Source organism: Granulicella sp. S156, from assembly GCF_009766105.1.
In the GTDB taxonomy this organism is placed as follows: Bacteria; Acidobacteriota; Terriglobia; order Terriglobales; family Acidobacteriaceae; genus Granulicella.
The window spans coordinates 252,730-253,086 of sequence record NZ_LMUH01000025.1; the positions used below are offsets into that span (position 1 = coordinate 252,730).

Annotated in this window: 1 protein-coding gene; it reads right to left on the reverse strand. The window is 61.1% G+C overall.

From position 1 onward, the window contains the following. On the reverse strand, positions 1 to 357 hold a 357-nt coding region (locus GSQ91_RS25975), incomplete at both ends, for a TIGR03435 family protein (RefSeq protein ID WP_254064746.1).

The window sequence follows — 357 nt, forward strand, 5'->3', positions numbered from 1 at the left end:
CCAATAGACAGGACCTTCCCTTTGCTCACGATGGAACTTGAACTGGAAGCGGTCTTCGAGAAGCGAGAGGATGAGTTGCTGGAACTGCTCTGGGGTGGTGACCTCTGCGTGATCGACGGTAGTGGCATCGATGTCGAAGGTCTCGTTGTCGATCCAGCCGGGCGCGCCGGACATGCGGTTATCGTCGGTGCCGAAGGCGATGCGAATGAGGGTGCGAACGGTGGTGGCAGTCGCGATGAAGCGTCCGCCGGGAAGGACGCGGCGGTTAGAGGGTTCGTCGCCGGCAGACTGGTGCGGGCGGATGGAGACGACTTCAAATCGCAGAGGTGGCTGCGCAGCGGACGATTGTGTTTCTGC